The following is a 993-nucleotide window of genomic DNA, read 5'->3' on the forward strand; positions in this document are numbered from 1 at the left end:
TGTAGATCAAATAAGCCAGATGTGCCGAAGTCAGCCCAGGAACCTGCGGATTCTGGACGGACTCGTCCTGCCAGGTGCCCTGGTCGAGATTGATCACAGGCACCGAAACGCCCGCCAACAGATCCTGGGTAGCCGTTTGTGCCAAGACCGCCGCTGGAGCACTGTCCTGCAACATATAGGCAATCCGTTCTACCGGATAAGCCGGGTCCAACGGCACATAACCGCCGCCCGCCTTGAGGATCGCCAACAAGCCAACGACCATCTCGGCCCCACGCTCAACACAGATCCCCACCCGCGAATCCGGCAGCACACCCTGCTTGCGCAACGCATGGGCCAAACGGTTGGCCTGCTCATTGAGTTCGCGATAGCTCAAACGCTGTTCGCCATGGACCACCGCCAAAGCCTCCGGCGTACGCTCCACCTGCGCCTCAAACAGACCATGCACAGTCTGCACCTGCGGGTACTCCAGCGCCGTGTCATTGAAGCCCACCAGCAACTGCTCGCGCTCGCCAGCCGGCAGGATCGACAGGCTGTCGAGTGGCGCAGCCGGTGACTGCTCCAGGGCATCGACAAACTGCTCCAGAGCCGTCTGCATATACCCACAGATCCGCTGCGCGCCGATACCGGCCACAGCCTGTACGTTCAGTCTGAAGCCATCACCCAAATCATCGACGTTCAAGGTCAACGGGTAATTGGTACGTTCTTCGCTGCTGAAAGTGTGGATACCGCGCCAGGCCTGCAAGGCCTGCTCGGAAACACTACCGACAGCGCTATGACGATAATTGAGCAAGGCGCTGAACAACGGCGTTGGTGCGACCACGCCGCTGCAACGCTGGGCCAACGCCAGCGACGCATGCTCGTGACCCAACAACGCAGTCAACCGCGCGTGGGTCGCCTTGACCCCGGCGCGCACGCCCTGCCCACCCACTGCCACCCGCAGCGGCAAGGTATTGATAAACATCCCCAGCGCCCGGTCGGCACCCTCGCCGCCCT

The 993-nt window shown here is 61.8% G+C and carries 1 protein-coding gene; it reads right to left on the minus strand.

Going from position 1 to position 993, the window contains the following annotated elements; genetic code table 11:
- On the minus strand, positions 1–993 hold a 993-nt coding region (locus HX866_RS33610), incomplete at both ends, for an AMP-binding protein (RefSeq protein ID WP_177141267.1).

The sequence above is a fragment of the Pseudomonas gingeri genome, assembly GCF_013386165.1.
GTDB lineage: Bacteria > Pseudomonadota > Gammaproteobacteria > Pseudomonadales > Pseudomonadaceae > Aquipseudomonas > Aquipseudomonas gingeri_C.